Genomic DNA, 24,392 nt, shown 5'->3' on the forward strand with positions numbered 1-24,392 from the left:
AAGGACTCCCGGGCGGCAGACGCCCCCGGTTACCGAGAAACCCAAGAAGAGAAACCAGACCATGTTCACCCGCAAACCCCTGATCACCGCATCCCAGGCCCGTACCGCGCTGCTGCTGGCCGCCGGTTTCAGCACCGTGCTGCTGAGCGGTTGCGCCAGTTCGCCGGCGTCCAAGGTCGGCGCCACGACCAAGGTCGAGTACTACCCCAACTGCTACGAGCCGGTGCAGCACCTGCGCTCCACCGACGGTGACATGACCCGCTCGGTCACCACCGGCGCGCTGCTCGGCGCGGTCGGCGGTGCCTTGACCGGCGCCCTGGTCGACAAGGAAAACCGCGGCCGCAACGCCGCCATCGGCGCCGCCGGTGGTGCCCTGGTCGGCGGCGCGGCTGGCTACTACACCGAGCGTCAGAAGCAGATCAGCGACGACAAGCAGCGCATTGCCTCCTACGCCGCCGACATCGACAAGAGCGCTGCCGACCTGGACCGCACCACCGCCTACGCCAAGTCGTCGCAAAGCTGCTACCAGCGCGAGTTCGCCAGCCTGATCCAGAACCGCAAGTCGGGCCGCATCAACGACACCGAGGGCCGCAAGCGCCTGGCCGAGATCGTCGCCGGCCTGCAGGAGTCGAACAACCTGCTGACCACGGTCAACGGCCGTCTTGGTGAGAACCTCAACAACTACACCCAGGCCTACGAGCAGGACCTCAAGCAAGTGGGCGTACAGCGCACCGAAGTGGTGGCCGTGGCCGAGCCGCCGAAGGTGGCAACCACCGGCAAGAAGAAGGACGTTAAAAAGGTTCAGCCGGCCAAGACCAACACCAAGGTGCCACAGGAAGCGGTAGCCACCGAGAAGACCCTGCAGAACGCCAACGGCAAGAAGACCGAGGCCCAGCAAGTGGCCAAGGCCGGCGCCGACCAGGTCAACGCCATGTGCCGCAACCCGGACATGGGTGACTGGGCGCCGGTGCCTTGCCCTAACGTCTGATACCGCGGCCGCGTCGGCAAGCCGGCTCCCACATCCTCCGCGCGGAACATGTAGGAGCCAGCTTTGCTGGCGAACCAGGCGGCGCGGTGGCTGGCACCGGCTATGCCGGTGTTCGCGGCTGAAGCGCTCCCGCAGGGATCGCGCCGGATTGAGAAATCTCGGTGCCAGCGGCCTGCGCTGTTTCTGTGGGAGCAGCTGTGCGCCGATGCGACTTGCCCTGAAGGCCCTGATCTTTGTGTAAGGAAACCGATTCGTGACAGACCTGCTTTCCACCCGCCTGGGCAACACCTCGCAATTCATGGCGCGTCAGCGCATCCAGGGGCGGATCAACCTGCCGCAGATGTTCGCCGCCATCGATGCCGACCCACGGATTGTCGGGGCGGGCGTGGTGTACATCGACGCCGACTACAACGTCATCACCTTGCGTGAGTTCCAGCCGATCTGCAGCATCCGCCCCAAGCGCGTGATCCTGCGCGAGATCAAGAAGTACCAGACCCCCGACCAGTACACCCAGCAGTTGCAGCACAACCCGCGTGAGTCGCGGGTGGTCAAGGAGGCGGTCAACACCACGCTCTCCTGCGCAGGTGCCGTGATTGGCTGGTTCGTGGTGTTCAGTGGCACCATTGCCGCGCCGTTTTCCGGAGGTACCAGCCTGGTGCTGACCTATGTCGGTGGCGCCGCAGCCACTGCCAGCAGCCTGCAATGCGGCATCGGTGTGATGCGCACGGTGCGTGAAGTGACCAACCCGGCGGCAAACGATGCCCTCGATGAAAGCCAGTGGTATCAAGCCGCCTCGAAGGTACTTGATGGTGTTTCGCTGCTGGGTGTCGGTGCGTCGGGCCTGACCACGTTGAAGTACCTGCAAGTGCACAAGGCCGCTACGGGCCGTAGCTGGCTGGAGTTGTCCAGGACCCTCAGCCGTCAGCAGCGCAAGGCGCTGACCGATGAACTGCTGTCGATCAAGCACCCGAGCCTGACGGCCAAGCAGATCAAGTTGCAGCAGGCGGCTGGGACCATGACCAAGCGCTACACGCCGACCGAGATCAGCCATGCCACGCAGACCCTGATGCGCGACTCGCTCGGCGCCACCTTGGGACTGGCGGGCAGTGCGACGGTACAGAGCATCGCCGTGGGGTTATACGAGGAAATCGAATGAAGATGACGCCGGCAGAGTTCCAGGCTTTCATGCGTCGTTACTTCGCGATGTTCTTGCTGGGCTTTTTCATGTGCCTGATATCGGCGGCGTTGTCATCGACCCTGTGGATCGACAGCCATTGGCGTCATCACCCGGACAACCCCTCGTACACCCTGCTGGCCAGTGCCGTTTCCACTTTGTTGTTGTGTACCGGGCATTTGGCGATGGTCCGTGGCTTTACCTGGGCCATGTGGTTGGTCCTGCCCGTGCCGGCAGTGGCCTTGTTGATGACGCTGAGCTTGTTCGGCAGCGGTTTGAATGCCCTGATGCTGGCGATCATGCTGGTGCTTGCTCTGCTCGCGCTGCTGGTCTTCAACAGTGGCCGCCATCGGGAAATGCGCCAGCGCCTGATAGAGCTGCGTCAGCTGAGGCGCTGACGCATGACGTATCAGATGCAACTCAAGGACTTTCTCCGACGCTACTTCGGCGTGTTCATCGCTGCGTTTTTCGCCTCGATCATCGCCGTTGCCTGGACCTTCGCCCTGGCCTGGAGCACCTACTGCCGTAATTGTGCGCAGGATGGCCTGTTCCCCCTGGGCCTTTATGGCCTGTTTGCGTTGTTCGCCCTGGGCCATGGCGCCGTGGTGCGTGGGCGGGCCTGGGGTACCTGGCTGATCGCCGGCATGTGCATCGCGTGCATGCTGATCACCTTGCCCACCTATGGCCACAGACCGAACTTGTTCATCTACACCGGCAGCCTGCTGGCGGCATTGGTGGCCTTGCTGCTGCTCAACAGCCAGCGCTATCAAGAGATGCGCAAGCGGCTGGCGGAGTATCGCCAGCAGCGGCGCCAGGCGCGTCGCTAGGGGCGGCAAGATCCCGCATTACTTCTCTGCTCCCGCCTCTGGCTCCCATCACCATACTTGCCCACGGATCGCCCGCTCGTCGCCGCAGTGGGTATGGTGTTGATAATGTCGGGTTGGTGGTTATACTAACCACCAATCGGCCAGCCCAAGGAATGGGTTCATGAACAGCCGTGAAATGATTTCGGTGATCGAGGCGGATGGTTGGTACCTGGTGCGTTGCAAAGGCAGCCACCATCACTTCAAGCACCCTGACAAACCTGGGCTGGTAACCATCCCGCATCCGAAGAAGGACCTGCTGCCCGCCACCGCGGCCAGCATCCTGCGCCAGGCGCGGATCGTCTACGCCAGCTGACGAGGAGGCTTAATCCCATGTTGTTTCCCATCGCCATCCTTCCCGGTGACGACCAGTACGCCTGGGGCGTTGAAGTGCCGGACATCCCTGGCTGCTTTTCGGCGGGTGAAGACCTCGACAACGCCATCGCCATGGCCCGCGAGGCGATCGAGGGCCATCTCGAGCTGCTCGCCCAGGACCAGCAGGAGATCCCCAAGGCCGGCAAGGTCGCCGCGCATGCGGCCAATCCGGCCTACGCCGGCTGCACCTGGGCGTTGATCGATATCGATATCACCCGCTACCTGGGCAAGGCCGAGAAGCTCAACATCACCCTGCCGGCCTACTTGCTCACCCGCATCGACAGCTACGTGCAGAACCACCCCGAACACAAGAGCCGCTCGGGCTTCCTGGCCGAGGCGGCGCTGAAGATCCTCCAGGGCGAGGGCAAGTAGTCAGGCCGGGCCACCGGCGGGCAGGCGCACGCTGACTCGCAGCCCACCGTCTGCGCGGTTGCGCAGCAGCAGTTCACCGCCATGGCTGGCGGCGATGCGTTGGGCAATGCTCAGCCCCAGGCCGTAACCGCCGGAGGCCTGGTTGCGCGAGCCTTCGCCACGCACGAACGGGTCGGTGACGGTCGCCAGCAAGCCCGGCGCGATACCGGGGCCGCGGTCGTCGACGTGGATGCACAGCTCATGGCCGGTGCTTTCCAGGGTGACCGACACATCCTGGGCATAACGCAGGGCATTGACCAGCAGGTTCTGCAGGCAACGCTGCAGCAGCAGGGCGTCGCCCCGTGCCTGGCCCGCCTGGCCATGAATGGGCAAGGGTTCCTCGATGCTGGCAAGGTCGGCGCACAGCCGCGCCACCAGGCGGTCGAGATCGACCTGCTGCAGGTTCTGCTGCTCGCCCGCGCGCAGGTAGTCGAGCACCTGGCCGATCATGCCGTCCATCTGCGCGATATTGTGGCGCAGGCGCTCCTTGTGTTCGCCGTCCTCCAGCCGTTCCAGGCGCAGGCGCATGCGTGTCAGCGGGGTGCGCAGGTCGTGGGAAACGGCGGCGAGGAAGTAGGCCTTGTCGTTGACCATGCCGATCAGCCGTTGCTGCATGGCATTGAAGGCCTGGGCGGCCTGGCGCACTTCTTCCGGGCCATCCAGCGGCAGTGGCGGCTGTTCGAGGTTGTGGCCCAAGCCCCGGGCAGCATCGGCCAGGCGGCGCAACGGGCGCAGGCACAAGCGCACCGCCAGCAGGCACACCAGCAGCACGGCGACGATGCGCAAGGCATAGACCCGCAACAGATAGTCGCTGATCAGCACCCAGGCCGACTCGCCGCTCCAGCCCTGCAGCTCCTGGCCATCGATGGTCAGCCAGTGGCCGTCGGCCAGGGGCACGGCGAATTCCAGGTGGGCCTGGGCGGTGCGCAGGCCGAACAGGCTACGCCAGACGATTGGCTGGCCCTGTTCGTCGCTGAGCTGCACCTTGAGCAAGCGGACCTGAGGGTCGCGGCCCAGTTCGTAGGCCAGTGCCTGGTGCAGCAGCAGCTCGATCCGTCGATGGCCGCGGCGCTCGTCATGCTCGGCTGGCGGTACGGCTTCGGCGCAACGCACCTGGTAGTGACGAGGCAGCGCGAGCGCCGCGCCGTGGCAGTCGGCCTGGGCGATCAACGGCGCGCTGCGCGCCGCGATCAGCCGCACCGGCGCTTCCAGCACCTGGGCGAAACGCACGTCGAACCAGATGCTGCTGGACAGCAACTGGATCACCAGGGTGCCGCTGATCATGATCAGCAGCAACTGGCCGAACAGTGTGCGTGGCCACAGCCGTCGGAGCCAGCGCACCTCAGGCACCCAGGGCTTCGCGGGCCAGGCTCAGCAGGTAGCCTTCGTTGCGGATGGTGAGGATTTGCGCGCCCTGGCTGGAGGCGCGGCGCAATTGCTGGCGCAGGCGGCTGATGCACATGTCCACCGAACGGTCGTCGGGTAAATGCTCGCGGCCGAACGCGCTGCGCGTCAGTTGATCGCGCGAGACCACGCGGTTATTGGCCTCGAGCAGTTCGCGCAAGACCCGGTAGTCGGAGCGGGGCAGGGTCAGCGCCTGGCCGTCGGGGAGGGTGAGCAGGCGCTTGACGTGATCGAGGCGAAAGCCGGCGAACCGCTGGGGCTCCACCGCGGGCTCTTCCGACGCGGCCTCCAGGCGTTGCGGGCGGCGCAGCACGGCCTTGATCCGCGCCACCAGCTCACGTGGCTCGAAGGGCTTGGCCAGGTAATCGTCGGCACCCACCTCAAGGCCGATGATGCGGTCCAGGGTGCTGCCCTTGGCCGACAACATGATCACCGCCAGGCCGGGCTGGGCCTGCAACTGCCGGCACAGGCTCAGGCCGTCCTCGCCGGGCAGCATCAGGTCCAGCACCACCAGGTCCACGGCATGGCGCGCCAACTGCGCGCGCATCTGCTCGCCGTCGGCGGCGGCCAGGGCCTGGTAACCGGCATCGGCCAGGTAATCGCAGAGAAGTTCGCGAATCTCGTCGTCATCGTCGACGACCAGCAAGGTCGTGCTCATGGTGCGGGGGTACCTGTGCAAGGGAGCGCTTGGCCGCTCATTACGTTCGATTACATCCCCGTACATGCCATCCATGGAGCCGAAGGGGCGGATGCCTAGAATCGTAACAAAAAATCATCTGCGAATACGAAGCCTTCCCAAATGGTACGACAGAGCATCATGACCGACGCATACCCCGTTCTCCGAGGCGGCAGTCGCCTCACCCCGCTTGCCTTCTTCGTTGCCCTTGGGCTGTCATCCACCGCCACGGCTGCCAACCAGGCCGTGGAGCTGGATGCCACCACCATCGACAGCAGCGCCTTGCCGCTGGCCGACGACAGCGGCCAGATCGGCTACACCGTCGAAAGCACCCGCAGCTCGACCGGGCTGAAGCTGACGCCGCGCCAGACCCCGCAGTCAGTCACCAGCATCAACCGCCAGCAGATGGACGACCGCGACATCCACACCATCGAACAGGCCCTGGACACCACGCCCGGGGTGAGCATGAGCAAGATGGAAGTGGGTGGGCGCACCGACTTCCGCGCCCGCGGCTATTCGATCAGCAACTGGAAGATCGACGGCTTGCAGTTCCCCGGCGGCTCGGACTTCAGTGGCGGCGGCAACGCCCTGAACATGGACCTGTACGAGCGCATCGATATCGTGCGCGGCGCCAACGGCCTGCTCGGCGGTACCGGCGACCCGTCGGCCACCGTCAACCTGATCCGCAAGGCGCCGGGCAAGACCTTCGGCGGCAGCGCCTATGCCACCTACGGCAGTTGGGACAAGCGCCGCCTGGGCGCCGACCTGAACCTGCCGCTGAGCGAGGACGGTCGCCTGCGCTCGCGTTTCGTCATGACCCAGCAGGACGCCAACTCGTTCCGCGACAACCAGTCCGAGCGCTCCCGCGCGGCCCTGGCCAACTTCGAGTTCGACCTGGACGACGCCACCACCCTCGGCGCTGGCTACCAGTACGAATACAACAAGGTGGTCGGTGGCGGCTGGGGCGCCAACATCCCGATCTGGTACGGCGACGGCAGCAAGACCGACCTGCCGCGCAGCACCAACCTGGTGCCGAGCTGGAGCTTCGGCGAATACATCACCCGCACCACCTTCGGCTCGCTGGCCCACCGCTTCGACAACGACTGGAGCCTGGACCTCAAGGTCGCCCAGAGCAGCGGCGAGGCCCTCAACCATCGCGGCCTGGCCAAGGTCAACTCAGCTGGCCGTGGCGTCTACGGCGGCTATTGGGACCAGGATGGCAGCGGCGCGGTGCTCAACGGCCTGCACAGCTCCACCGACACCACCCAGCAATCGGCGCAGATCGACCTGTCCGGCCCGTTCCAACTGCTCGGCCGCACCCACCAGGCGATGGTCGGCTACAACGACAGCCGCACCGTGGCCTGGTCGCCGCAGTACAGCTGCAGCATGGTCGGTGGCGGCAAGACGGTGAACAGCGGCGTCGGTTGCCAGTTCCGCGCCAACAACGGCCTGGGCCTGAGCAACTGGCTCGACGGCGTGGATGACGACTATGCCATGCTGGCCTCGAGAACCGGCCTGCACAGCAAGACCACCACCCGCCTGCAAGGGATGTATGCCGCCACCCGCCTGAGCCTCAGCGACCCGCTGTCGGTGATCCTCGGCGTGCGCAGCACCGACTACTCGGCCACCGCCCGCAACGTCAGCGGCGTGCGCAGCAACCAGCAGAACAATGGCATCGTCACCCCCTACATGGGCGTGGTCTACGACCTGAACGACACCTACTCGCTGTACGCCAGCTACACCGATATCTTCAACCCGCAGACCGAAGAGACCGCCAGCGGCAGCAAGGTCGAGCCAATCCGTGGGCAGAGCTACGAGAGCGGCATCAAGGGTGAATGGTTCGATGGCCGCCTGAACGCCTCCGCCGCCTACTTTCGCACCAAGCAGGAAAACAAGGCGGTCATGGACGGCGACCTGCTGACCCCGACCGGCGCCACCGCCTACAAGGCTGGTTCCGGCCAGGAAACCGACGGTATCGACCTGGAAGTGGCCGGCGCCCTGAGCCCCAACTGGAATGTCTACGCCGGCTATACCTACCTGCACTTCCGACGCCTGGACAGCGACGGGCGCAGCGACCCGTCGCACCTGTTCAAGGCCTCGACCACCTATCGCCTGTCCGGCCCGCTGGAGCGCCTGACCCTGGGCGCTGGCGTTACCGCGCAGAGCAACATCCGCGCGATCTCCTCGCCGGCCGGCCAGCCGAGCAACGGCGTGAGCCGCAGTGCCAGCGATGTGAACTGGTCGGGCTATGCCATCTGGAACGCCATGGCCAAGTACCAGCTCACCGACGACACCAGCGTCAGCCTCAACGCCAACAACCTGTTCGACAAGCACTACTACACCCGCTACGGGTTCTATGCCGGGGCGATCTACGGCGATCCGCGTAATCTGGCGTTGACGGTGAGCACGGCGTTTTGAGCGCTGTTGGCTGGGAGATCCTGCGCTAGAGCTATCGGCTGATCCAGCCGCTCATCAAGCTGATCCCAATCCTCGCCGAACAGCTCCACCGGGTGCATGGTCCGCTCCGCGCCATTGCCGCAGGCCAGCGCCTTGGCCGGGCAGTACAGGTCGCAGCCCCAGCAGATCCGTTCCGGGTGGCTGGGGTTGCTGGGAAATTTCTTGGCCATGGTCTCCCTCCATGAAGTGGGTGCCTGCGCTCAGGCTATGCCGCGCATGGCCAAGGGGCTTGACCGGGGTCAATGCCGCTAGCGGATCGGCCCCGGTGCTTCCAGCTGGCTCATCAGGTCGTCGTTCCACTGGCCCTCGACCTGCACATGCGCCGCCGCGCCGAGCATCACCGCCTCGATCAGGTTGTGGTTGAGGTAGGTGTACAACCCAGGCTGGCGGAAGGTGTATAACGCCGCCCCCGCCGCGCCACCAGGGATGAACCAGGTTTCCAGGTTGCGTTGCGGCGGGTTGGCGAACTTGCCCGCCGCCCACACATAGTCGCCATGGCCGCCGATCAAGTGCGGGCGGGTGTCGCGGTTGGCCTGGGAATGGACGATCAGCACCGTCTCGCCAACCTTGGCGGTCAGCGCCTGCTTGCCGGTCAGCGCGCCGACGCTGCCGTTGAACACCACATGGCTGGGCACCAGGCCCTTCATCAACTGGCTCATGTCGCCGAAGCTGGCCATGGGGTTGGCGTAGCGCTTGTACTTGCCGTCCTTGTCGCGGGGGATGTAGTAGTCCTGCTCGCCGATGTACCACACCTTGTCGTACTTCAGCGCCCGGCCCTCGGCATCCTTCAGGCCATCGCGCGGCAGCACCATGATCGCCCCGTTCATGCCGCACACCACATGCCAGGGAATCATCGCCCCGCCCGGCGCGCAGTGGTACACGAACACCCCGGCACGGTCGGCCTTGAAGCGCAGCTTCACCTGCTCGCCGGGCTTCACATGGGTCAGCTCGCCGCCGCCCAGGGCGCCGGTGGCGGCGTGGAAATCGATGTTGTGCATCATGCTGTTGCTGGCCGGGTTGACCAGGGTGAGCTCCACATAGTCGCCTTCGTGGACCACCAGCAACGGCCCCGGCACCGAGCCATTGAAGGTCATGGCATGGATGTAGGCACCGGCCGTGTCGATGGCCAGCTCTTTTTCCTCGATGACCATGCGGAACTCGACGATCCGCGGCTTGCCCGGCGCCCGTTGGCTGTGGGCATGCACCTGCGGCGGCGGCACCAGCTCGACGCTGACCCGCTCCAGCTTGGCCAGGTCCATGGCGGGGCCGGTGCTGGCAGCGGGGGCGGCGGTTGCGGCCTGGCCCAGGCCAGCGCCGAGCACCGAGGTGCCGACGCCCAGCAACACACTGCCGGCGAGTATGCCACGCCGGGTCAGGGCAACGCCTTCTTGCTCACTCATGGGGCTTCTCCTTAAGTTGACGGAATCGTCGGGCACAGGAATAGCCGCTTTGAAAGTAGGGTTTATTGAGCGAAAACAAGAAGTGGGTGGGGTGGGCGATGTGTCGCAGGGGGGCGGGAGAGCTGAAACGAAAAAGCGTCGATGGAGGGCGAGGCTTTTGGGAGGGCACCAGGAGTCGAAAAATACTATAACTAACTGATTTTTATGTATTTTAACTATCTTGGATCACTATCATATCTCTAAAACTATCCTTTTTCCCTCTTCAGAGCCATCTAGATACAAGAAGAGTTGAGCTGAGACACGATTGTTCTGAAGGCATGGCAGCCTTTCGACCCCTTCATTAACCTGTGAGGGGAGACCTGCTTCTGTTCCACTATATCCTCGCAGTACCCAGCAGCATCTGGGCTGTGTCTGGTGGTGGGCGTGGCAGTGTCGTGCGTTTTCGCTGTGAGCGAAAATATTTTTTGACTAGCCCATTATGTTCTGCCAAGATGATTTTGCGGTCGATGATTTCTCGATTGTTTGTAGGTGCTAAGGCACTGTGGGGGTTGATTTTGAACCTCTAAATTTTGGGCCGGGCGTGTGCGGTCGCTACCGTGCGCGTATGTGGTGCGGTCTTGTAGGCTTCGTCGAGACGTCGAAGCCTGGTGATTTCAGCGAGGGGGAAAAATACAGTTCAAACATCGGTCATTTGGCTTGTAAAGGTTGCATCGAGAGGTCGGTTCCACATGTTGTGGGCTGGCGCAAACCCTTACAGGAGCATTCAATATGCAACCACGTGACGAGAAAACCGAAGAACTGTACCTGGTGAAACGGAAGAGAAAGCAGCGTTTGAGGTTGCTCAAAACCTGCTTTGGTGTGATTAAGATTCTTGTGCCGCTACTGTCGATGATTGACAGGAATTGGACGAAGATCATCGCATTCTTCCATGAGTAGCCTACCCCGCTGGTGTCACACTCATCAAAGGTGTGCAAAATGTTAGGTAAAGCACTTAAGCTAATTCGTTCTTACTACGACTTGTCTCAAACAGAGTTGTGCTCTCGGTTGGGAGTATCAAACTCTCACTTGTCCGAGATCGAGTCTGGAAAGAAGCAGCCATCTATTGAGTTGCTCAAAAAATATAGCGAATACTTTGATATACCGCTATCTTCAATTTTATTTTTTTCTGAGAATATCGATTCTCCTCGAGCTACTGATAATCTGCGTTTCGGCTTGGCGAAAACTATTATTTCGTTACTTGAATGGAATGAGGATCGAAATGCAGCTAAAGAAAAGTACAAGGAAAAAACGAAAGCCCGATAATGAACTTCCAATTCACCAGTGTGGTTTATATAAAGTAGGCTCGCCGAGGCGGCTGGCTGAATTGCTAAAGATTAGTGCAATCGAGCTTGAAGAGTTACTTGAGTCACAAAATAACTACAAAATATTCACCAAGGTTTTGGCTCCGAATCCATTTACTGGGAAGTCTCGAAAAAAACGGGCCGTTCAAGAGCCTAAGTATCGACTCCGGAAACTACACGAGAGGATATTGTTTATACTTCGTCGTGTCCAATATCCTGACTACGTTCAAGGCGGAGTAAAGCACCGTTCGTACCAAACGAACGCAGCTATTCATCTTGGAGCTCGACAAACAGCGACATTTGATCTGAAAGATTTTTATGGATCTACCCGCTACTGTCTTGTGCACGACTTCTTTCTTAATGTTATGTGCTGTCCAACTGATATTGCGGGAAGACTTGCCTCGCTGACAACTTGGAACGGCGTAATGCCGACCGGAAGCCCACTCAGTCCTCTTCTTTCATTTTGGGCAGCTAAAGGCCTGTTTGATAAGTGTGAGGAGCTGGCGGTAAAGTATGGATTGAATTTTACCTGTTATATTGATGATCTAACTTTTTCAGGGGGTCAGATTTCTGGAGGCTTTCAAGCCGAACTAAAAATTCTCGCCAGTCGCTTTGGCTATGAAATAGCAAAAGAGAAAACCAAGATTTTTCGCTTTGGAGTGCCAGCCCATATCACCGGTGTTATTTCACATAAAGCTAGGCTTTCTGTTCCACATTCGAGATTGAAAGGTGTCCGTAAAATTCAAGACGCTATTGATGGGAGAGGGGCTGCTTATGGTTTTACTGCGGTGCAACTCAAGCAGAAGTTGGCAGGAGCAATTAATGAAGCAGCTTCAATTGATGCAGTGAAATATGAAAAATGGGCATTTTATAGTCGTAAAGATATTGAGGGTGATCTTGGTTAGTGGCTGATCTAAGCGCTGTAACTCGGCTAGGGCAAGTGTTCAGGATTTTGCGTTAAGCCGCGCTGGTTTTAGAAGATGCCATGGAGCGAAAAAGTCAGTATGTATGGCGTACAGTCGGAAGGGCTTGTTTCTGCAGTCTTACCTTGTCAACCATGCTATAAATAAAATATGTCGAAGTGGCTATGCTAATTATGGAATACATGTTTTTTGCGGTTTTGTCCTTGCTTGCGACCTGCGTGGTTATTTTTTTTAAAACGCTTTATAAGGAGAAGGCTAAAAACAGAGCGTTGATCGAAGATGCTGGGCGTATCGAGGAAGAAAAACAGAGAGTTATACATGAATATACCTTAGAGACAGAGAGAGTTAAACAAGCTCACGCTAAAGAAATAGAAGGTCTTAAGCAGCAGAGTGCTGAAAGGCTTGATAAGCAAAAAAGAGATCATGAAATTGATGTGCAGAAGCGGAAGTATAAGTATGAAAGCAAAAGTCGCGAATATCACAGGTTTATGGATGAAATTGATGCGTTTCGAGGACTTAATATTGAAATTATTGAGAAAGAACTATTGCCGATGATCTCCGCATGCTTCGCAAGTGACTTAGGTGTTTCGAGTCAATTGTTTGTAGATGCTAATAATAAAGCTACGAGTATCATCGGTTCTGTCAGGGCCCAGGAAGCTAAGCTTTTTGCTCAGATTAATGGTGTGAAGTTAAATGCAAGTCAAGAGATTCTTGACCTGTTGGATGAGCTTCGAACAAACATAAGTCAGTCAAAGTTGTACCTTGAAAAAATGGTTGGGTATGTTTTTAGTGAAGATTTTAGGCGTACTAAGCGAATTCCTGCTGAGGTTAGTAATTATGCTCTCGGGCTTAATGAGCGTACAGTGGAATTGAATAAAAAGCTTCTTGCAGCACTCAAGGCGGACCTTGATACCCTTTAGACAGTGCGAGCTGGAGGAATGGGAGTATACCCCAAAAAATTTGGTGATCTTGGCTTGTCGCTTAGAGAAAAGATCGATTGTCTCTTTAGGTGCGATAGTGATAGTAGTGACTGTACCGTAGCTGGGGATTAGCTAAAGATTGAATTTCCATGTTTTTTCCAAGCGCTGAGCGATTAGGTGGACAGTCAGCAAATAGTAATATCGAGTGGCCTTGCTGTGACGATTCAGACGATGTTCGAGGAACCAGGTCACATGCTTCTTCTGCCAAGCCCACGGTGTATCTCGTTGCCAGCGTTTTGCAATTTCCACTTGGATGATTTTCGCTTGGCGCAAATGTCGCTTCTGGGTTGCATGCGAACCCGTCAGCATCGCAGACATGAATAGTTCTATATCGAATGGCTTGCTCATGTCCGTCCTCCAATATAGGCCGCGACCACATCGATTCGACCGTGCCCCAACTCATAGCTGATTTGCCTCCGGGCCTCACGATCAAGGTTCCGATCTACCTGGCAACATTGGCCGCCGTTGATAGGCGCGCGGTGTCGGGTGATTTGCTCGTATCGCTCGCATGCGTACGCCTCCCGTAGTTCATGGAAGCCTTTGAGGTTGTGTGCATGCAGGATGTCCCGCGCAGGGCGAGTGATTACTTGCAGAAGATTCAGGTAACTTTCGTGTGGCGCAATCAGGTTGCGGCTACCCGCAGGCGACACCTGCCGTGCAAATCCAAGTGCCTGTTGAACATGGTGGTCCACCGCAATCCATCGTGGCGCTGAGGCGCCGGCGCGGCCACCTTTGGTGCCATCCTGAATGTTGATCCTGCCTAGGGCGTTAGCATCTCGGCTAAGCCGTGGCAGGTCAGCCAAGATGGCCTCTCGCAAGCGCATACCGGTGGCTCGCGCCAACAGAACGATCGCAGCGGCTCGTAAATGATGACGATTGCAAAGCGCATCAACGATCTGTTTAACCTGTTCGCGGTCTTGGCCCTGCGGCACTGAATGTCGGACCCCGATGCGCTGCATACCCAATGCCTTGCTCGGACTTGGCAACTTCAGGTAATGATCACCGCGAAGCGCCGCCATGGTCCTGTTAACGCTGGATAGCCGATTTTGTGCGGTGCTGACGGCAAGGTCACCGCGCCTAACCATGTCGCGCAGATACGCCGCATAGCCCGCCAATACCTTCCGATCAATCTGCCGCGCATCGTTGATACCCGGTCCCTGTTCGGAGCGGCACCACTTCACGAATGCCTGCCACCGATCACAGTGTGCCTTGACCGTGCCGTAGTGGCCGCCGCCGAACATGTCTTTCAACGCCTGCGGCCCTGCGTAGCTCAGTTGCCTGCCGTAACCGAAATTGCGGCCATCGCGTCTACCTACCAACGCCATGTTGATCACCTCATCTACCGTTCTCCGATCCTCGCCCCACGTCATCCCGCCAAGAATGTTGAGTGTTATCAGGGATCAAGGCCCCTGCGACCTGTGGGGATGTCCTCTAACGTGGGACTGGCGGCTCCTTACGTCCGGGAGCAAGGGCATCTCATGATCTGGCCTCCTGAGCACCGTTACCGGCGGGCGGGCGGAGGCTGCATTGGCTGACGAGACCAGTGCCGCGAGATCCTGAGCCGGGAGAACGCAGCGGTGCGATGGCCGGGGCATGCCTGACTGTCAGTCAGGTGCAGTCCATTCCTTGGTCTGCGGCACCATCATCTACAGCGCTGTTGCTGGTGACATCGGCGTTTGTCACGCCGATTGTCACGAGTGAAGTTGCCGCAAAGCCAAATGCGATGGGGGCTGCAGCAGTGTTAGACGCGCCCGTCTCTTTCCAGGAGAAAGAGACGGGCGCAGGTTGGCGCACGCGAAATGGCCAAGCGGATAGGTTGCTGCTGAGCAGATGGGTAGGGTGGTTGCCGCAGGGGCAACGATATTGAGTTGGCATCCATCACATGGGTAGTGACCGTACGAGCTGCCGGACGCGAATCGTACTTGCGGGTGAACCACCGCGGGAGCGGCGTGACTTTTAAGGTTCGGGCCACCTGGGGTGCTGTCATCGACAGCGCTTGCGACTCCCGGTCTACGCTTGTGAACAATATTCGTCAAGCAGCGTGATATCAGGGATTTAGCGCCTGTGGATAAAACTATCCCCCGGTGGACATCAGTGGTTTTCCACAGACGTAAGCTGTGCCAGCAGTTTTTTTCTTAGGTATGGTCCTTTTAAACGGGGCGGCTTTGCAGCCCCGTTTGAAAGGACCCGCGCGGAGGAGCTTCATGCGGTGCTGTGGGTAACTTCACAGCAAGTTGAGGCGGTGGCGCGGCGGGTTACTCGGTCCTCTTGGCACTGCGAAGGCGCGTGACGTTCTCCCCTGACTGATTGGCGAACTCATGCGGGGTGACATGCTCCTCACGGTTTGCCTCTAGAAACCGGCTCCACCAAGTCATGATCATCCGGCGCTCTTCGAGGAACTCGGCCTTGTGGGTATAGGCGGCGCGCACGTTGTTGCGTTCCTTGTGGCTCATCTGCCGCTCGATAGCTGTCTCCGACCACAGCCCGGACTCGACTAGCGCACTGCACGCCATGGCCCGGAACCCGTGGCCGCAGATATCCACCTTGGTGTCGTAGCCCATCGTCCTGAGCGCGGCATTCACCGTGTTCTCGGACATCGGTTTCCACGGTTTGGCATCCCCCGCGAACACCAGCTCGAACTTGCCGGTGATCGCGTGGATCTGCTCAAGCAAGGCCACTGCCTGCGGCGATAAGGGTACAACGTGAATGTCCCCGGCCATCTTCGTACCCCTTGTGGAAAACGGCACGCCGTCCAGCGCCGGGCGGGTGTCGGGAATCTCCCAGATTCCGCGCTTGAGGTCGAACTCGTTCCAACGGGTGAAACGCAGTTCGCTGGAGCGTACGAATACATGTAACGACAGCATCACCGTGAGGCGCGTGAGCGGGCGACCTCTGTAGTCCTCGATGCATGCCAGTAGCTCTGGCAGCCGCGATAAGGGTAGTGCGGGTCGGTGAGTTACCCGTGGTGTCTTGATCGAGCCATCGAGGTCATGAGCCGGGTTCGCCGTAATCAGTCGCAGCCGTTTGGCTTCACGCATGATGCTTTGCAGGTAGTTCTTGATCCTGAGCGCCACGTCGATGGTGCCGCGCTTCGTCACAGCCTCCAGTGGCTGCATGAGGTCGTGGGTGTCCAACTCAACGATTGCCCTGGCACCTAACAAAGGGAATACGTGAGTCTTCAACCGGCTGAGCACAGTCTTGGCGTGGCCGGGAGCCCACTTGGGCACCATGCTGGCGTGCCAGTCGAGCGCAACGCTTTCGAAGGTGCGGCCATTGATCACGGCTTGGGTCTTTGTTTGCTGCTTGTAATGGATGGGATCTATGCCGTTGGCGAGCTGCTGCTTGATCTCGAAGCGCTTGCGGCGTGCGTCGCCAAGCCCGACCACCGGATAGCTGCCGAGGGCGGTCAGGCCTTCGCGACCATCGGGTTTCACGTATCTGAGCCGCCAGCCTTTGCGGCCGTTGGGTTGCACAAGGAGGTAAAGACCGTCGCCGTCGAAGAGCTTGTACTCGCGCTCTCTGGGCTTTGCGGTGCGACAGGTGGTGTCTGTGAGCGGGGCAGTGGTGCGGGCCATAAGGGTAGTCTCCGATATAGAAACGGACCTCTATCCTTAAAACTACCCTTATTAGCGCTGGCTCCCCTCGGAATCCGACGGAACGCCAAAACGAAAAACCCGCCAGAAGGCGGGTTTTCCGGGGGTTCCAGAGATTTTGAAAGCTTTCTATGGAACCTTGAATGGTGCCGGCACCAGGAATCGAACCCGGGACCTACTGATTACAAGTCAGTTGCTCTACCATCTGAGCTATACCGGCACAGGGGCGTCATTATAGCGATGGATTCGCGGCTGTAAACCACTTCCTCGCATCCATCGCACAATCCCCTAAGTCACCGCGCAGAAAGGAGAATTTTCTTACCAGCCGCGGTGCATGGAGTTGACGCCTGGCTCCATTTTGCCGGGGTTGAAAATCAGCTTGCTGTTGTCGCAGCCGCGCTTGCGGCAGCTGCCGTCGGCCTTGTGCAGCGGCAGGCCGCGGTCGCCGCCCAGTTGCATGCCGGGCATGTTCCAGTCCAGTGGCGCTGGCTTGCTGGCCGGGAAGTCGTTGGCGCAGCCGGTCATGGCCAGGAGGGCGGTCAGCAGGGCGAGGGATTTCACGTGTTTCACGATGTTCGAGTCCGTTCCGGGTTCAGTCTTTGATCAAAATGCGCTGGATGGTGCCGCCGCAGGCCATGTAGCAGGAGTCGTAATCAGACCCGCAACTGTAGCTGCTGCCCGTGTTGAACGGGTAGCTCGGGTAGTGGCAACTGTGACGCGCTTCTTTTTTGCTCTTGCCTTTCTGGCAGTACTCGTAGGTGCGCATCTCGGCCTGGTACAGCGCGCGTTCGCTGTTTTCCTGCAAGCGGGCCATCTGCTTGCAGTGGTTGCGCTCCATCGAGCAGCTGTTGATGCAGTTCATGCCATGCGCGCTGGGCGGTGGCGAGTATCTATAGGTGTAGCTCGGGCCGCAGCCGGTGAGGGCCAGGGCCAGGCAGGCCAGTACCAGGGCGGCCAGGCCATTGTGCAAAAGTGCCATGGGTGTTGCAGTCCTTGATCATTCGTCGCTGAACTCCAGCAGATCGCCAGGCTGGCAGTTCAGGGCGCGACACAGCTTCTCCAGGGTCTCGATCTTGAAACCCTTGATCTTGCCGTTCTTCAGCAGCGACAGGTTTGCTTCCGTGATGCCGATGATTTCCGCCAGGTCCTTGGAACGCATCTTGTTCCGGGCCATGACGACGTCGAGGCGGATGATTATCGGCATAGGAGGCGGTTAGACATAACAGTTGTGTTCATCGCTGATGGTCTTGGCGTCACGCATGAGCAGCGAGAAGGCACACAGCAGGATGCCTTTCATGATCTCGTAGACAGCCTGCGATGATACACCGATCGAGACGTTGAAGCTTCTCTCGCCGGCCGGCAGGTCGATGGCCAGCGCCAGGCCTTGCAGGGTGTAGGTCACCGGCCACAGCAATGGCGTGCCAATGCACAGCAGGCCGACCCACCACAGCATCTTGATGTTGGCCGAGGTCCAGGTCTGGCCGCGGGACAGGCGGTGGAAGAACAGGCCGGTCAAGCCCAGGGCGGTGACCGATATGAATGTGGGGATCATCTCGACTGCCAGCACCAGGCTGATCGCCAGGGTCGATGCCTGATAGCCGGGCTCCAGCAGCAAGGGCATGTGCTCGCCGTGGATTTGCAGATAGGCCGCCTGCATGTCCGGGTAATCGAAAATGCACAGCAGTGGTGTGGCGAGCAGTTCGAGTGCGGCGGTGGTCCAGGCCATATAAGCGGCGAATACGCCGATGGCCCGTAGGCGCGAACGCGCATAGGCCACGGATCTACTGTTCATGGGGTGCCTCCGTACAGTGATGAACGGGGCGGATTATTCTTGATAAATTATCGTAAAACAATAATTAATTCTTGATCTGTGACAATGGCGACGCTTTGTCGCAGGGCGGGGCCGTGGCGCTGGGCGCCGAGGGCATGGCGGTGTCGCGCGAGCATGGCAGCAGGCCTGCTCCCTGCTTGCGCAACCTGCGGCTGCGCAAGCGCGGGCTGCCGACGAAGCCGGGCGGGGAATATAATTTACGAAGCTTTCAGCAAGCTTTAAGGGAGATTTTCTGAAAGACGCAATGCAGGCGCGAGAAATTATTAGTCTCTAGCTATCGTTTTGACTTAATCGATCACCTGAGCTAATCTTGTGTTCATTATGTTGAACAGTAAAGCTTTCAAGCTCCTCGCTTCTTCCCGCCTGGTTTCTCGTGAACGTCACTGGACCGGCGACCTCTAGCGCCACCCTCCCTCTGCAGCCGTAAACATTTCTTTCTGCCGGTGCCTGTGCGCCCGGTCGCTGTCGCCCATGGGAGGGCATCATGCGTTCCTGGATCTATCTGAGCGTCGCCATCACCGCCGAGGTGATCGGCACGGCGTCGATGAAATTCGCCGCCACGCATTTCCCCGTGATGGGTTATGTCGTCATGTACGGCATGATCTGCCTGTCGTATTTCTTCCTCGCCCTGGCGGTCAAGCGTGTGCCGGTGGGTGTGGCCTACGCGTTGTGGGAGGGTATCGGCATTGTCCTGATTACCCTGGTCAGCGTGCTGTGGCTGGGCGAAAGCCTGGGCTGGACCAAGGCCCTGGGGCTGGCGGTGATGATCGCCGGCATCCTGTTGGTAAAAGCCGGTACCCGCAGCAAACCGACCACGGCTGAAGGGGAGGCACTGCCATGCTGATGCCATTCGCCTGGCTGGCCCTGGCCATCGTGCTGGAAGTGCTGGCCAACCTGCTGCTCAAGTACTCCGACGGTTTTCGCCGCAAAGGGCTGGGCGTGGCCTCGATCATCGCCGTGCTGGCGGCCTTTACCGCCCTGGCCCAGGCTGTGCAGGACATCGAGCTGTCGCTGGCCTACGCCATCTGGGGTGGCTTCGGCATTCTCGCCACCGTGGCCATGGGTTGGGCGTTGTTCGGCCAGCGTTTGGCCGGGCGTGGCTGGCTCGGTTTGGTGCTGTTGCTGGTGGGCATGAGCCTCTTGAAACTGGCGTGAAAACAGCTCTGGCGAAAACGCTTATGCACAAGAGGCATTTGCCGGTTGCGCGAAAGGCATGCCGACTGGCGTGACCACCGGTCTTTGCGCAAAGGCCTGTTTTTGTTGGTTTTCAGCATTTCAACGGAATAAGCAAAGCGCCGCAAATAGCCCCGGGATCCAAGATTTCGTGATTTTCATCACAAGCTTGTTCACAGACTTATCCACAGGTTTTCAAGCGTTGTGCGGCTATCCGTCGCGTTCGCCTAGCACCAGCAGGTTGCGTGGGGTCAGGGGGTAGTCGCAGAACAACCCGACATTGACTGCGTAGCCTTGTTCTTCAAGGTACAAGGCACGGTCGAGCACCAGCCATATCTCCAGCGGTCGGCGGAACAAGTTGCGCACCAGCTCCAGGTTGCGCACCACGGCCAGGCGCTGCCAGCCGGCGGCTTCCAGGGCTGCCCAGTCGGGCTCGCCGAGCAGCGGTACCTGGCGCAGCTCGGCGAGGTCGCGACAGTACTGCTCGAACGGTTTCTCCAACCAGCTGATGGCCAGCGAGGGGGTCGACAGGTAATCGTCGGTCCCGCGTTGCGCGCGTTGCAACAGGTCGAAGCCCAGGCGCCGCGCCATGGAGGCGTCGCGCTGGCGACGGACTCGGGCGCTGGAGGTGACGGCTTCGCTGAGTGGCAGGCCCAGGTCGGCCGCCGACAGGTGCAATGACGATTGCTGGGCGGCTGTGGACAGCGGCTGGTAGCTGTTGCCCTGGATGCGGTTGTAGCAGCACGGGGCGATCGCCACTTGCCGGCAGCCTTGCTGGCTGGCCAGTTGCAGCAGGCGTACATGCAAATCGCCACAGGCGTGCAGGGCCACCGCGCTCTTGTCCTGGTCCAGGTGCCGCGCGCTGTCGGCTGCCAGCACGTCCTGGCGCAGATGGCGAGCGGGCAGGTGGTGGTGATCACTCAGGGCCTGGCCGGCGGCGACCAGTTCGCCGTCGTGCTCCAGGCAGGTCAGGTGCTGGCCGGGTTGCAGCAGGCGGCGGCCCAGGTGGCCCTTGCCCGAGCACCAATCGAGCCAGTGGCGCGGGGGCTGGCTGAAGGCCAGGCGCCGAGTGAAGGCTTCGATCTGCTGCCATTTGCGGCCAGGGACGTTGACGTCCAGGCGGTGGCCGGCTGGATGCAGGCCGGCATCGGGCAGTTCGCCGACGGCGGACAACTGCAAGGCCTGGGCGGCCAGCTGCGGGAAGGGTGCCGGGGCTGGCAATTGCTCAAGGTGTTGTTGGGCGGCTTCGGCCTGCTCCAGGGTGCGGTTGCGCAGCCAGGTGGCGAGCTCGGGGTGCTGGGCTTCCCAGTCCAGGCGCAACTGGGTGAAGGGGCGTGGGCGCCACAGCTGCTGGTGCTGGGTCAGGAAGTGGTCGAGGGCCTGGAAGCGCTCGATGAGCTGCTGGCCTTGGAGATGGGAAGTGGTTTGCATGCGAGCACCGCGGCGCTATCGAGAGGGAGCGCGGTGCGCTCCATCGCGACACAAGGCCGCTCCTACAGGGCATTGCGTCCCGCCTGTAGGAGCGGCCTTGTGCCGCGATGGGGCGCGCAGCGGCCCCGGGTTCACTGTCTTACTTATCGCCCCTGGCAGGCATCCACGCGCAACCAGCGCTCCAGCAGCTTGAAGCCCTGGACCAGGCCGAACGAGATCACCAGGTAGAACACGCCCGCGGCGAAGAAGATCTCCACCGGCAGGTAGGTGCGCGCGATGATGGTCCGCGCCATGCCGGTCAGCTCCAGCAGCGTCACGGTACTGGCCAGGGCGCTGGCCTTGAGCATCAGGATCACTTCGTTGCTGTAGGCCGGCAGGCCGATGCGCGCGGCGCGCGGCAGCATGATGTAGAACAGCGTCTTGGCGCGCGACATGCCCAGTGCCCGGGCCGCCTCGATCTCACCCTTGGGGATCGCCTGCAGCGCGCCACGCAGGATCTCGGCGATGTAGGCGGCGGTGTGCAGGGTCATGGTCAGCACCGTGCACCAGAACGGGTCGCGTAGGTACGGCCATAGCGAGCTGTCGCGCACCAGGTCGAACTGCGCCAGGCCGTAGTACACCAGGAACAGCTGTACCAACAGCGGCGTGCCACGGAAGAAGAAGATGTAGCCGTAGGGCAGGGCGCGCACGTACCAGTGGCGCGAGGAGCGGGCGATCCCCAGCGGGATGGCCAGGATCAGCCCGGCGATCACGGCGATGGCCACCAGCTCCAGGGTCAGGGTCGCGCCCTGGGCCAGGCGTGGCAGCCACTTGATGATGACTTCCCAGTTCATTTATTCAGCCCTCACGAAGCCGCGAGCGGCGCGCTTTTCCAGGAAGTGCATGCCGGTCATGGCAATCACCGTCAGGCCCAGGTAGATACAGGCGGCCACGGCGTAGAAGGTGAAGGGTTCCTTGGTCACGGTCACGCCGATCTGCGCGTGGCGCATGATTTCTTCAAGGCCGATCACCGACACCAGCGCGGTGTCCTTCATCAGGATCATGAACAGGTTGCCCAGGCCCGGCAGGGCCACGCGCCACATCTGCGGCAGGATGATCCGCGACAGGATGCGGCCCTTGGACAGGCCCAGGGCCAGCCCCGCCTCACGGTGGCCCTTGGGGATGGCCAGGATCGCGCCACGGAACACTTCCGTGGCGTAGGCGCCGAAGCACAGGCCCAGGGCGATGACGCCGGCGGCGAAGGCGCTGAGCTCCAGGCCCGGCATGTTCAGGGCTTCGCCCAGGCTGTTCATCAGCCCGACGGTGCCGAAGTAGATGAGCAGCACCCAAAGCAGTTCAGGTACGCCGCGCACCAGCGTGGAATAGAAGCCGCCAAGCCATTGCAGCGGCTTGACCGACGAGGTCTTGGCCAGGGCGCCGAGCAGGCCCAGGACCAGCCCCAGCAGCAAGGCGCAGAGCGCCAGTTTTACGGTCATCAGGGTGCCGGCCATCATGGCCGGGCCGAATCCGTGCAGGTCGATATTCATGGGTAAGTTTGTTCAAGGGACAGGCATCGCCAGGGCGACGATGCCTGTCGGGGCGAATCAATAGATGCTGAACGGGAAATACTTGTCGTTGATCTTCTTGTAGGTACCGTCGGCGACGATTTCCTTCAGCGCAGCATTGAGCTTGTTACGCAGCTCGTTGTCGCCCTTGCGTACCGCGATGCCGACCTTGTCGCTCTCGTTCACCGGGTCGCCCTTGAACTCGTAGTTCTTGCCGGCTTCGGATTTCAGCCAGTCGTAGTTGGCGTACTTGTCGGCGAGGATGGCATCGACGCGGCCCGAGGTGAGGTCGAGGTAGGCATTTTCCTGGCCGTCATACAGGTTGACCTTGAACTCGCCGTCCATGCCGCCGTTATCGTCCAGCCAGGTAGCCGCCTGGGTGGCGCGCTGGGTGCCGATGGTCTTGCCCTTGAGCGAAGCGCGGTCGGTCTTGAAGTCGACGTTTTTCGGCGCGATGAACTGCTGCTTGTTCGAGTAGTAGGGGTCGGTGAAGTCAACGGCCTGCTTGCGCTCGTCGGTGATCGACAGCGAGGAGATGATGAAATCGGACTTCTTGGCGTTCAGCGCCGGGATGATGCCGTCCCAGTCGGAGACGGCCACTTCGCATTCGACCTTCATCTTGGCGCACAGGGCGTCGCCGATGTCCTTGTCGAAGCCGACCACCTGGCCGCTGGCATCTTTGTTGTTGAACGGCGGGTAGGCCGCCTCGATGCCCATTTTCAGCTTTTCGGCTGCCATGGCATTGGCCGAGAACACCAGGGTGGCGGCAGCGGCCAGGAGGAATTTCTTGTAGGTCTGCATTCGTGTTGCTCCGTTAGCGGTGGCTGGACATGAATTGCTTGCAACGCGCCGAGGTCGGGTTTTCGAAGACCTGTTGCGGCGATCCCTGCTCTTCGACCAGGCCCTGGTGCAGGAAGACCACTTCGCTGGACACCTGGCGGGCAAAGTTCATCTCGTGCGTCACCAGCAGCATGGTACGGCCTTCTTCGGCCAATGCGCGGATGACGTTAAGCACTTCCTGGACCATTTCCGGATCGAGCGCCGAGGTTGGTTCGTCGAACAGGATGACCTTGGGCTTCATGGCCAGGGTACGGGCGATGGCGGCGCGCTGTTGCTGGCCGCCGGAAAGCTGTGCGGGGTAGCTGTGGCGCTTGTCGAAGATGCCGACCTTGTTCAGCAGGGCCTCGGCATGCTCGATGGCCTCGGCCTTGCTCTGGCCGAGCACACGACGTGGCGCCTCGATGATGTTGTCGAGGATCGACATGTGCGGCCACAGGTTGAAGTTCTGGAAGACGAAGCCGATCTCGCTGCGCAGGCGGTTGATCTGGCGGTTGTCGGCGGCGACCAGGTCGCCGTTTTTCTGCGCCTTGAGCTTGAGCGCCTCGCCGGCGACGAGGATCTCGCCCTGGTGCGGGTTCTCCAGCAGGTTGATGCAGCGCAGCAAGGTGGACTTGCCGGAGCCGGACGACCCCAGGATGGAAATCACGTCACCGTCGCGCGCGGTCAGCGAAATGCCCTTGAGAATTTCCTGCTCGCCATAGCGTTTGTGCAGGTTGCGGATTTCCAGCGCGGGCGTGGCCTGGGCCATGTGCGGTCCTCATGTATACGGGTGCGTTCCCAGCTGTTGGCGGCCTTCCTGGCGAGCGCCAAGCTAGCATAGCGGCGCAACGACGGCCAACGGGGTCGCGAGGGGCTCTGGTCGCTGGTGGGACAGTTTGTCGCATCGCTGCAGTGGACTGTCGCCAGGATATCCGCAAGGGCGTTTGCCCAGCACCGGAGCCTTGATGAAAAAAGGCGCGATGGTGCCAGTTTTGGCCCGCTCTGGGAAG

Annotated in this window: 28 protein-coding genes and 1 tRNA gene; 12 read left to right on the forward strand and 17 right to left on the reverse strand. The window is 60.6% G+C overall.

All coding sequences use genetic code 11. The features are described 5' to 3' along the window. Positions 1–61: 61 nt before the first annotated feature. The 6 genes from tagQ (at position 62) to ACODS5_RS01920 (ending at position 3,772) form a co-directional block, all read left to right on the forward strand. Entirely contained in the window at positions 62–988 is a 927-nt protein-coding gene (gene tagQ, locus ACODS5_RS01895; protein ID WP_489107778.1) for a type VI secretion system-associated lipoprotein TagQ, read from the forward strand. Between the two features lie 298 nt (positions 989–1,286). Next, entirely contained in the window at positions 1,287–2,144 is an 858-nt protein-coding gene (gene ssp4, locus ACODS5_RS01900) for an Ssp4 family T6SS effector (RefSeq protein ID WP_134693267.1), read from the forward strand. Next, the gene (locus ACODS5_RS01905) at positions 2,141–2,560 is read left to right on the forward strand and encodes a hypothetical protein (protein WP_134693258.1); all 420 of its coding nucleotides are present in this window, start codon (positions 2,141–2,143) and stop codon (positions 2,558–2,560) included. Before ssp4 ends, ACODS5_RS01905 begins: the two co-directional genes overlap by 4 nt. Positions 2,561–2,563: 3 nt before the next feature. Further along, entirely contained in the window at positions 2,564–2,989 is a 426-nt protein-coding gene (locus tag ACODS5_RS01910) for a hypothetical protein (RefSeq protein ID WP_489107779.1), read from the forward strand. A 160-nt stretch (positions 2,990–3,149) separates the two neighbouring features. Further along, positions 3,150–3,341 carry a type II toxin-antitoxin system HicA family toxin gene (locus ACODS5_RS01915; RefSeq protein WP_134693260.1) on the forward strand — a complete coding sequence of 64 codons (192 nt, stop codon included), beginning with the start codon at positions 3,150–3,152 and terminating at the stop codon, positions 3,339–3,341. Positions 3,342–3,358: 17 nt separating this feature from the next. Continuing rightward, complete coding sequence (locus tag ACODS5_RS01920) at positions 3,359–3,772, forward strand: type II toxin-antitoxin system HicB family antitoxin (protein WP_134693261.1); 414 nt, start codon at positions 3,359–3,361, stop codon at positions 3,770–3,772. On the opposite strand, the gene ACODS5_RS01925 is transcribed toward ACODS5_RS01920, so the two are convergent. After that, a complete protein-coding gene (locus ACODS5_RS01925) occupies positions 3,773–5,152 on the reverse strand; it encodes an ATP-binding protein (protein ID WP_489107780.1) in 1,380 nt (459 codons plus the stop codon). Between the two features lies 1 nt (position 5,153). Further along, entirely contained in the window at positions 5,154–5,873 is a 720-nt protein-coding gene (locus ACODS5_RS01930) for a response regulator (RefSeq protein WP_134693263.1), read from the reverse strand. Positions 5,874–6,014: 141 nt separating this feature from the next. Between ACODS5_RS01930 and ACODS5_RS01935 the strand changes: the two genes are divergently transcribed. Next, the gene (locus ACODS5_RS01935; protein WP_489107781.1) at positions 6,015–8,309 is read left to right on the forward strand and encodes a TonB-dependent siderophore receptor; all 2,295 of its coding nucleotides are present in this window, start codon (positions 6,015–6,017) and stop codon (positions 8,307–8,309) included. Here ACODS5_RS01935 and ACODS5_RS01940 read toward each other — a convergent pair. Further along, positions 8,261–8,518 carry a DUF3079 domain-containing protein gene (locus tag ACODS5_RS01940; protein ID WP_256660309.1) on the reverse strand — a complete coding sequence of 86 codons (258 nt, stop codon included), beginning with the start codon at positions 8,516–8,518 and terminating at the stop codon, positions 8,261–8,263. The genes ACODS5_RS01935 and ACODS5_RS01940 overlap by 49 nt on opposite strands. Positions 8,519–8,596: 78 nt before the next feature. Beyond that, positions 8,597–9,688, reverse strand: coding sequence for a copper-containing nitrite reductase (gene nirK / locus ACODS5_RS01945; RefSeq protein ID WP_489107844.1), 1,092 nt, complete (start codon positions 9,686–9,688; stop codon positions 8,597–8,599). Positions 9,689–10,723: 1,035 nt separating this feature from the next. Here nirK and ACODS5_RS01950 point away from each other — a divergent pair. The 3 genes from ACODS5_RS01950 (at position 10,724) to ACODS5_RS01960 (ending at position 12,931) form a co-directional block, all read left to right on the forward strand. Then, positions 10,724–11,050 carry a helix-turn-helix transcriptional regulator gene (locus ACODS5_RS01950; protein ID WP_196173660.1) on the forward strand — a complete coding sequence of 109 codons (327 nt, stop codon included), beginning with the start codon at positions 10,724–10,726 and terminating at the stop codon, positions 11,048–11,050. Further along, positions 11,007–11,993: a reverse transcriptase family protein gene (locus ACODS5_RS01955; RefSeq protein ID WP_489107782.1), complete on the forward strand. Its 987-nt coding sequence runs from the start codon at positions 11,007–11,009 to the stop codon at positions 11,991–11,993. Before ACODS5_RS01950 ends, ACODS5_RS01955 begins: the two co-directional genes overlap by 44 nt. Before the next feature lie 182 nt (positions 11,994–12,175). Then, positions 12,176–12,931, forward strand: coding sequence for a hypothetical protein (locus tag ACODS5_RS01960; RefSeq protein WP_489107783.1), 756 nt, complete (start codon positions 12,176–12,178; stop codon positions 12,929–12,931). A 132-nt stretch (positions 12,932–13,063) separates the two neighbouring features. Here ACODS5_RS01960 and ACODS5_RS01965 read toward each other — a convergent pair whose 3' ends face one another. The 8 genes from ACODS5_RS01965 to ACODS5_RS02000 all read right to left on the reverse strand — a co-directional run bounded on the left by ACODS5_RS01965 (position 13,064) and on the right by ACODS5_RS02000 (position 18,376). After that, the gene (locus ACODS5_RS01965; protein ID WP_489107784.1) at positions 13,064–13,339 is read right to left on the reverse strand and encodes a hypothetical protein; all 276 of its coding nucleotides are present in this window, start codon (positions 13,337–13,339) and stop codon (positions 13,064–13,066) included. Beyond that, positions 13,336–14,316, reverse strand: coding sequence for an integrase domain-containing protein (locus ACODS5_RS01970; protein ID WP_489107785.1), 981 nt, complete (start codon positions 14,314–14,316; stop codon positions 13,336–13,338). The genes ACODS5_RS01965 and ACODS5_RS01970 overlap by 4 nt, the downstream gene beginning before the upstream one ends. Before the next feature lie 930 nt (positions 14,317–15,246). Next, entirely contained in the window at positions 15,247–16,566 is a 1,320-nt protein-coding gene (locus ACODS5_RS01975) for a tyrosine-type recombinase/integrase (protein WP_489107786.1), read from the reverse strand. A 162-nt stretch (positions 16,567–16,728) separates the two neighbouring features. Beyond that, positions 16,729–16,804, reverse strand: a tRNA-Thr gene (locus tag ACODS5_RS01980). A gap of 98 nt (positions 16,805–16,902) precedes the next feature. Then, complete coding sequence (locus tag ACODS5_RS01985; RefSeq protein WP_372239478.1) at positions 16,903–17,154, reverse strand: hypothetical protein; 252 nt, start codon at positions 17,152–17,154, stop codon at positions 16,903–16,905. A 22-nt stretch (positions 17,155–17,176) separates the two neighbouring features. Further along, complete coding sequence (locus ACODS5_RS01990) at positions 17,177–17,563, reverse strand: hypothetical protein (RefSeq protein WP_134689929.1); 387 nt, start codon at positions 17,561–17,563, stop codon at positions 17,177–17,179. Positions 17,564–17,581: 18 nt separating this feature from the next. Continuing rightward, on the reverse strand, positions 17,582–17,788 hold the full coding sequence (locus ACODS5_RS01995) for a helix-turn-helix domain-containing protein (RefSeq protein ID WP_023629980.1): 207 nt from the start codon (positions 17,786–17,788) through the stop codon (positions 17,582–17,584). A gap of 9 nt (positions 17,789–17,797) precedes the next feature. Beyond that, the gene (locus ACODS5_RS02000; protein WP_134689928.1) at positions 17,798–18,376 is read right to left on the reverse strand and encodes a hypothetical protein; all 579 of its coding nucleotides are present in this window, start codon (positions 18,374–18,376) and stop codon (positions 17,798–17,800) included. Between the two features lie 523 nt (positions 18,377–18,899). Here ACODS5_RS02000 and ACODS5_RS02005 point away from each other — a divergent pair. Beyond that, positions 18,900–19,259 carry an SMR family transporter gene (locus tag ACODS5_RS02005; protein WP_134689927.1) on the forward strand — a complete coding sequence of 120 codons (360 nt, stop codon included), beginning with the start codon at positions 18,900–18,902 and terminating at the stop codon, positions 19,257–19,259. Continuing rightward, complete coding sequence (mdtI, locus tag ACODS5_RS02010) at positions 19,253–19,570, forward strand: multidrug/spermidine efflux SMR transporter subunit MdtI (protein WP_134689926.1); 318 nt, start codon at positions 19,253–19,255, stop codon at positions 19,568–19,570. Before ACODS5_RS02005 ends, mdtI begins: the two co-directional genes overlap by 7 nt. 228 nt (positions 19,571–19,798) lie before the next feature. On the opposite strand, the gene ACODS5_RS02015 is transcribed toward mdtI, so the two are convergent. From ACODS5_RS02015 to ACODS5_RS02035, 5 genes are all read right to left on the reverse strand, one after another. Further along, complete coding sequence (locus ACODS5_RS02015; protein WP_489107787.1) at positions 19,799–21,019, reverse strand: methyltransferase; 1,221 nt, start codon at positions 21,017–21,019, stop codon at positions 19,799–19,801. Between the two features lie 143 nt (positions 21,020–21,162). Next, positions 21,163–21,852, reverse strand: coding sequence for an ABC transporter permease (locus ACODS5_RS02020; protein WP_134689924.1), 690 nt, complete (start codon positions 21,850–21,852; stop codon positions 21,163–21,165). After that, entirely contained in the window at positions 21,853–22,545 is a 693-nt protein-coding gene (locus ACODS5_RS02025) for an ABC transporter permease (protein WP_134689923.1), read from the reverse strand. It lies immediately after the preceding gene. Between the two features lie 57 nt (positions 22,546–22,602). After that, complete coding sequence (locus ACODS5_RS02030; protein WP_110734354.1) at positions 22,603–23,364, reverse strand: ABC transporter substrate-binding protein; 762 nt, start codon at positions 23,362–23,364, stop codon at positions 22,603–22,605. Positions 23,365–23,377: 13 nt separating this feature from the next. Continuing rightward, entirely contained in the window at positions 23,378–24,151 is a 774-nt protein-coding gene (locus ACODS5_RS02035) for an ABC transporter ATP-binding protein (RefSeq protein ID WP_489107788.1), read from the reverse strand. Positions 24,152–24,392 lie beyond the last annotated feature (241 nt).

It is taken from the genome of Pseudomonas sp. FG47 (assembly GCF_057809115.1).